The 7,259-nt window shown below is 70.2% G+C and carries 1 protein-coding gene and 1 pseudogene; both read left to right on the forward strand.

Annotated elements, in window-relative coordinates:
• Positions 1–684: pseudogene (locus ABIC90_RS27180) on the forward strand (phosphopantetheine-binding protein); the annotation flags it as partial.
• A 116-nt stretch (positions 685–800) separates the two neighbouring features.
• On the forward strand, positions 801–7,259 hold a 6,459-nt coding region (locus ABIC90_RS27185), incomplete at its 3' end, for an amino acid adenylation domain-containing protein (protein WP_354359826.1).

Raw genomic sequence — 7,259 nt, forward strand, 5'->3', positions numbered from 1 at the left:
CTGGCGCGCGGCTACCTGAACCGCCCCGATCTCACCGCCGAGCGCTTCGTGCCCGATCCGTTCGGCGCGCCGGGCTCGCGCATGTACAGAAGCGGTGACCTGGCGCGCTGGCGCATCGGCCACGATGGCGACGGCACGCTGGAGTACCTGGGGCGCAACGACCACCAGGTCAAGGTGCGGGGGTTCCGGATCGAGCTGGGCGAGATCGAGGCCGCCCTGTCAGCCTGTGCCGGGGTGCGCGAGGCCGTCGTGCTGGCGCGCGGCGAGGGTGCCGACAAGCAGCTGGCGGCCTACGTCACTGGAGAAGACGTACAAGCAGTGGTCCTGCGCGAGCACCTGGCCAGCCGGCTGCCCGAGTACATGGTGCCGGCGGCCTACGTGCAACTGGAGGCGCTGCCGCTCACGCCCAACGGCAAGCTGGACCGCCGTGCGCTGCCCGCGCCGGGCGATGCGGCCTACGGCACCCGCGAGTTCGAGCCGCCGCAAGGCGAGATCGAAGAAGAGCTGGCGCACATCTGGCAAGCGCTTCTGAAAATCCAACGTCTTGGCCGCCACGACGACTTCTTCGCGCTAGGCGGCCATTCGCTGCTCGTCGTGCAAATGGTCTCGCAGATCCGACGCCAACTGGATGTCGATCTCGGCATCCGCGACGTCTTCAATTCACCAACCCTTGCACAGCTCGCCGATCGCATCGTCGAAGCGCAGCTGGCGCTCTACGATGCCGATGAACTCGCGATTCTTGCGCGGGGCTCGAGCGTCGACACCCTTGATCCAGAGAGGCAAGTTCTGTCGTGAACCAAATGACCGCAATCGAGCGCCGTGAGCTGCTCCAACTCGCCAAACAGGCCAAGCTTTCTCGCAAGCAATCGAGCGACGAACCGCTGCCCACGCCGGGCACGCCACGACCGGCCGAGTTGCCGCTGTCGTACGCCCAGCAACGGCTGTGGTTCCTGGAACAACTCTCCGGGCCGAGCCCGACTTACCTGGTCAGCGATGCCTGGCGGCTGCGCGGCCGACTGGACCGCGCCGTGCTGGAGAGCGCATTGCAGGCACTGACAACGCGTCACGAGTCGCTGCGCAGCACCTTCGTCGAAGTCGACGGCACACCCCAGTTGCGGCTGCTCGACGCTGCCCACCGTGTGCCGCTTGCCTACGAGGATCTGAGCGACCGCCACGACGGCCCATCCGCGCTGCGCGAGCGGCTCGCCGCGGAAGCCATGACGCCGTTCGACTTGGCACGCGGTCCGCTGCTGCGCGCGCGGCTGCTGCGCCTCGGCGAAAACGAGCACGTACTCGCCCTCACCTTGCACCACATCGTGTATGACGGCTGGTCAGCCAACGTGCTCGCGCAAGACTTGCAGGCGCTGTACGCAGCCTGCCTCACCGGACGCGCCGACTCGCTGCCGCAGCTGCCGCTGCAGTACCCGGACTACGCCGCCTGGCAGCGCCGCTGGCTCAGCGGCGAGCGGCTGCAGGAGCAGGCGGCCTACTGGCAGCGTACGCTCGCCGGGGCACCCCTGGTGCTGGATCTGCCGACCGACAGGCCTCGCCCGGCACAGCAGGATTTCGCTGGCGACTGCGTCGCGTTCCAGATCGACCAAGACCTGGCCCAGGCGCTGCGCCGCCTCGGCCAACGCCATGGCTGCACTCTGTACATGACGGTGCTTGCCGCCTGGGCGGCAGTGCTCGCGCGCTGCAGCGGCCAGCGCGAGGTGTTGATCGGCACGCCGGTCGCTGGCCGCGTGCGTCCCGAGCTCGAGTCGCTGATCGGGCTCTTCGTCAACACGCTCGTGCTGCGTGTCGGGGTCGGCGGCAACGGCTCTGATCTGCTGCTGCGGGTGCGCCGCGCCGCCATCGAGGCGCAGCAACACCAGGACCTGCCGTTCGAGCAGGTCGTCGAACTTCTGAAGCCACCGCGCATGCTCGGGCACTCACCGCTGTTCCAGGCGATGTACTCGCTGGTGCAGGAGGCGGAGACGCCCGCGCCGGACGAGTCACGGCCGCTGCACATTGAGCAAATGTCCGGTGGCGTGCCGGTCGCGCGCTTTGATATTTCGCTGCTGATCGTCGCCGCCGGCGATCGCCTCGCCGGCTCCATCACCTACGCCACGGCGCTCTTCGATCGCGCCACGATCGAGAACCACATCGAGCACCTGCGCGCCGTGCTGCAGGCTCTCGCCGAGGACGAAAGCCAGCCAGTGCGCCGGGTGCCTTTGCAAGGCATGGTCGAACGGCAGCAGATTGCCGAGTGGAACCGCACCGAGGCGGCGCTGCCGGCGGTGCCTCTGATTCATCGGCAGTTCGACCTGCGCGCTGCGCAGACCCCCGACGCGGTGGCGGTGGTGGACGGCCAAACGGAGCTCAGCTACTCGGCTCTGCAAGCGCAGTCGCTCGCGCTGGCCGCGCAATTGCGCCGGCTCGGGGCCGGGCCAGGCCGCCTGGTGGTCCTGCTGCTGCCCCGCAGCGCCGCGCTCGTCGTCGCCGAGCTGGCCGTGCTGTACAGCGGTGCCGCGTATGTGCCGCTGGACCCGGAGCTGCCGGCGCAGCGCCTCGCGCTGTTGGCAGCCGACAGCGGCGCACCCGTGCTGTTGCACGCACAAGGCGAGCGCCCCGCTTGGGCGACGCAGGCCTGCCTGGAAGTGACGGCCAGCGCGGAGGTCCCTGCCGACGTGGCCGCTGCAGCCGCCGCGTTCGCCGCCGAAGCCGGTGCCGATGGCCACCCCCTGGCCCCCGCCTACGTGATGTACACCTCCGGCTCTACGGGGGCACCGAAGGGCGTCATGGTCTCGCACCGCGGGGTCTGCAACTTCGCGCGCAATGACCGCTCGGTGCAACTGAGGGCCGACGACGTGGTGGCCTTCGCCTCCAATCCGTCTTTCGACTCCAGCACGCTGGAGGTCTGGGGCACGTTGCTCGCGGGCGCCCGGATCGTCGTCGTACCGCAAGCCACCTTGCTCGAGCCGGCGGCGCTGGCGCAGTGCGCGCGCACGCAGGGCATCACGGCGCTGATTCTCGTCGCCGGGCTGCTCAGGGCCTACGCCGAGACCCTGGCGCACGCCTTCCCACGGCTGCGTTGGCTCATCACCGGCGGCGACGTCGCCGACGGTGCAGCCATCGCCACGGTGCTGCGCCACAACCCGCCCGAAACGCTGCTGCAGACCTACGGGCCGACCGAAACGACGCAGTTTGTCACGACGCTGGCGATCGACGAGCTGCCCGCGCCGGGCAGCCGCGTGCCGATCGGCCGTCCGATCGCCAACAGCCGCATCCACGTGCTCGACAACCATCTCCAGCCGGTGCCGCGCGGCGTCATCGGCGAGATCTGCATCGCAGGCGAAGGCCTGGCATTGGGCTACCTGGGGCGCACCGAGCTCACGGCCGAGCGCTTCGTGCCCGATCCGCACGGCGCGCCGGGCGCGCGCATGTACCGAACCGGCGACACGGGCCGCTGGCTGCCCGAAGGTCGCCTGGAGTTCACCGGCCGCAATGACGAACAGGCGAAGGTGCGCGGCTTCCGCATCGAACCCGGCGAGATCGAGGCCGCGCTGCAGGCGTGCCCCGGCGTACACCGTGTGGTGGTCGTGGCCCGCCAGGACGGCCCCGGCGAGAAGCGCCTGGTGGCCTACTACACCACCCGCCCCGATGCGGACGCCCCCCAACCGGCAGACCTGCGTGCACTGCTGGTGCAGCGGCTGCCCGACTACATGGTGCCGGCGGCTTTCGTGCAGCTCGCGGCGCTGCCGCTGACGGCCACCGGCAAGATCGACCGCCTGGGGCTGCCAGTGCCCGACCTTGCGGCTCTGGCGCGTGCGCCGCGAGAGAGGCCGCGTGAAGGCGTCGAGCAGGCGCTCGCCGCGCTGTGGTCCGAGGTGCTCGGCGAGCCGGACGTGGGACGCGACGACGACTTCTTCGAGCTCGGCGGCCACTCACTGGCCGCGGTGCAGTTGGTCTCTCGGGTGAATGCGCGTCTGGGCCTCGAGGCCACCGTGGCCCAGTTGTTCCGTTACCCGACACTGGCCGCGTTCGCGGCCGCACTCGGCAACGCAGCGGCCGAGCCGACGGCCATTGAGCCGGCCGAACGCAACGCACCGTTGCCGCTCGGGTTCGCGCAGCAGCGACTGTGGTTCCTGGCACGCCTTGACCAGCAGGCCAACGCCGCGTACGCGCTTGTCGAAGCCCTGCGGCTGCACGGCGCGCTCGATGTGGTGGCGTTGCAGGCCGCGCTGGACCGCATCGTCGCGCGCCACGAGATCCTGCGCACGCGAATCACGCTGCTCGATGGCGTGCCGGCGCAATGCGTCGACTCACCAGCGGCTTTTGCGCTGCGCCATGAAGCACTGGCCGAGGGCGGCGACACCGCCCAGGCGGTGCGCGAACGCGCCAGCGCTTTTGCGGCCGAACCGTTCGACATGGCCACCGGCCCTCTTGCGCGCGGATTGCTGCTGCGCTGTGCAGACCACGAGCACGTGCTGCTCGTGGCAATGCACCACGTCGTCTCCGACGGTTGGTCGATGGCCTTGCTCGTGCACGAGCTGAACATGCTCTACGCTGCATTCGCTCGCGGCGCAGAGGATCCGCTCCCTCCGCTGCGCCTGCAGTACGCGGACTTCACAGCCTGGCAGCGCCACCACCTCGCCGGCGAGCGCCTCGAACGCCAGCTGAGCTACTGGAAAGCGCACCTCGCCGGCGCACCGGCTCTGCTCACGTTGCCCACCGACCGGCCCCGCCCGCCGGTGCAGAGCTTCGCCGGCTCCAGCATTGGCTTCGAACTCGATGCCGAGCTTACGGCTGCATTGCACGAACTCTCCCGGCGACACGGAGCCACGCTTTTCATGACGTTGCTGGCGGCGTGGGCAGCGCTGTTGTCACGCCTGTCGGCCCAGCAAAGCGTGGTCATCGGCACGCCGCTGGCCGGCCGCACCCGGCCGGAGTTCGAAGCGCTTGTCGGCTGCTTCGTCAATACGCTGGCGCTGCACATCGACCTCTCGGCCTCGCCGTCGGTGGAAGAGCTTCTGCAGCGCGTGCGCACGCTCACGCTCGAGGCCCAGGACCACCAGGATTTGCCCTTCGAGCAGATCATCGACGCCGTGCAACCGGTGCGCAGCCTCGCGTACAACCCGCTGTTGCAGGTTTGGTTTGTGTGGCAGAACGCTCCTTCGACAGAGCTGGAGTTGCCAGGCTTGCAATGGCAGATGGTGCCGCTGGATGCGACAAGCGTCCAATTCGAACTCGCGCTCGACATGCGGGCGGTCGGCGACCGCATCGGCGGCACGCTGAGCTACGCCACCGCCCTGTTCGACCGCGCCACCATCGAGCGCCACGTGCGCCGTTTCATCACGCTGCTGCAGGGCATGGTGGCCGGGGACGGTGCCACGGTGGCCAGGCTGCCGCTGCTGGCGGCCGGCGAGTCCGCTAGCCTGCTTGCGCTCGGAGGCGGCACGCCTGCGCGCCGCACCGAGGCGAATTCGGTCCACGCCCTGTTCGCGGCGCAGGTCCTGCGCACGCCGCAGGCCGCCGCGCTCACCGGCGATGGCGAGTGCCTGAGCTATGCCGAACTCGACGCGCGGGCGAACCGCCTGGCGCACCACCTGCGTGCCAGCGGCGTCGGCGCCGGCGCACGCGTCGCCTTGTGCCTCGAGCGCGGGGTGCCGATGGTCATATCGCTCCTGGGCGTGCTGAAGGCGGGCGCTGCGTACGTACCGCTCGATCCTGCCTACCCGGCCGAGCGGCTCGCCTACATGATTCAGGACAGCGCCGCTTGCATGATCCTCTCCGACCCCGCCACGGCCACGCTGGCGGCGCGGATCGCGCCGGAGCTGCCCTGCCTCGACCTCATCGCCGATTCCTGGCGCTGGGCCGGTGCTCCAGAAGACGAGCCCCACCACGAAGGCCTTGCGGCAGCACCGGCCTACGTGATCTACACCTCCGGGTCCACGGGCCGACCCAAGGGCGTGCTGGTTTCTCATGACAACCTGATGGCCTACACGGGCGCGGCGCTGCTCGCCTACGGCCTGATCGCAGGCGATCGTGTCTTGCAGTGCAATTCCATCGGCTTTGACGTCGCAGCCGACGAAATCTTTCCGACGCTGCTGGGCGGCGCCACCTTGGTACTGATGCCGTGGCAGCGCCTGCCGGCCGTCAGCGAACTGTGCGACTTCGCCGATCGCGAGCGGCTGAGCGTATTGAACCTGCCCACGGGCTACTGGCACGAGTGGGCGCAGACGCTCGAACTCCGGCGCGCACCGCCACCGCCCTCGCTGCGGCTGCTCATCATCGGCGGCGATGCCGCCTCGCCCGCACGCCTGGCGCAGTGGCATCGCCTGGCGCGGCCCGGGGTCAGGCTGGTCAACAGCTACGGTCCGACCGAAACGACGGTCGGCATCACCTTCGGCACGCTGAGCGACGACCAAGTGCACGTCGGGGCACCCGGCGCCGGCAGCCGGCTCTACCTGCTCGACGAACACGGGCAGCTCGTGCCGCCGGGCTGCGTCGGCGAGTTGTTCATCGGCGGCCCGCAAGTGGCCCACGGCTACCTCAACGCGCCCGAGCTCACGGCCGAACGCTTCATGCCCGACCCCCACGCGGCGGCCGCTGGCACGCCGGGTGCGCGCATGTATCGCAGCGGTGACCTTGCGCGCTGGCGCAGCGACGGCATGCTCGATTTCATCGGCCGCAACGACACCCAGCTCAAGCTGCGCGGCTACCGCATCGAGCTCGGCGAGATCGAGGCCGCCCTCGCCCGCGTACCCGGCGTGCGCGAGGCCGCGGTTCTGGCCCGCGACCACCTCGCGGGGCCCCGCCTCGTCGCCTACCTGGCGGTGCCCGACGACGCGCGGCCCACGCCGGCGGCGCTGCGTGAGCAGCTTGCCGCCACGCTGCCGGAGCACATGCTGCCGGCCGCCTATGTGATGCTGCCGGCGCTGCCGCGCGGCGCTCACGGCAAGCTCGATCTGCGCGCACTGCCCGAGCCCGCCGACGACCAGGCGGGCACGCCCGACGGCGAGGCATCGGACGCCGATGCACCCCAGGGTGCCATCGAGGCCGCGCTGGCCGCCATGTGGACCGAGCTGCTGGGTGCGCCACGCGTCGGTCGCCACGACAATTTCTTCGAACTGGGCGGGCACTCGCTGCTGGCCATCACGCTGATCGAACGCATGCGCCAGCTCGACTGGGAGCTGCCGGTGCGCGCCCTGTTCACCGCGCCCACACTGGCGGCATTGGCCGAGCAGGTCCGGCGCGCCGGTGGCGTGGTGGTGCCG

Source organism: Variovorax boronicumulans (assembly GCF_040544675.1).
Taxonomy (GTDB): Bacteria; Pseudomonadota; Gammaproteobacteria; order Burkholderiales; family Burkholderiaceae_C; genus Variovorax; species Variovorax boronicumulans_D.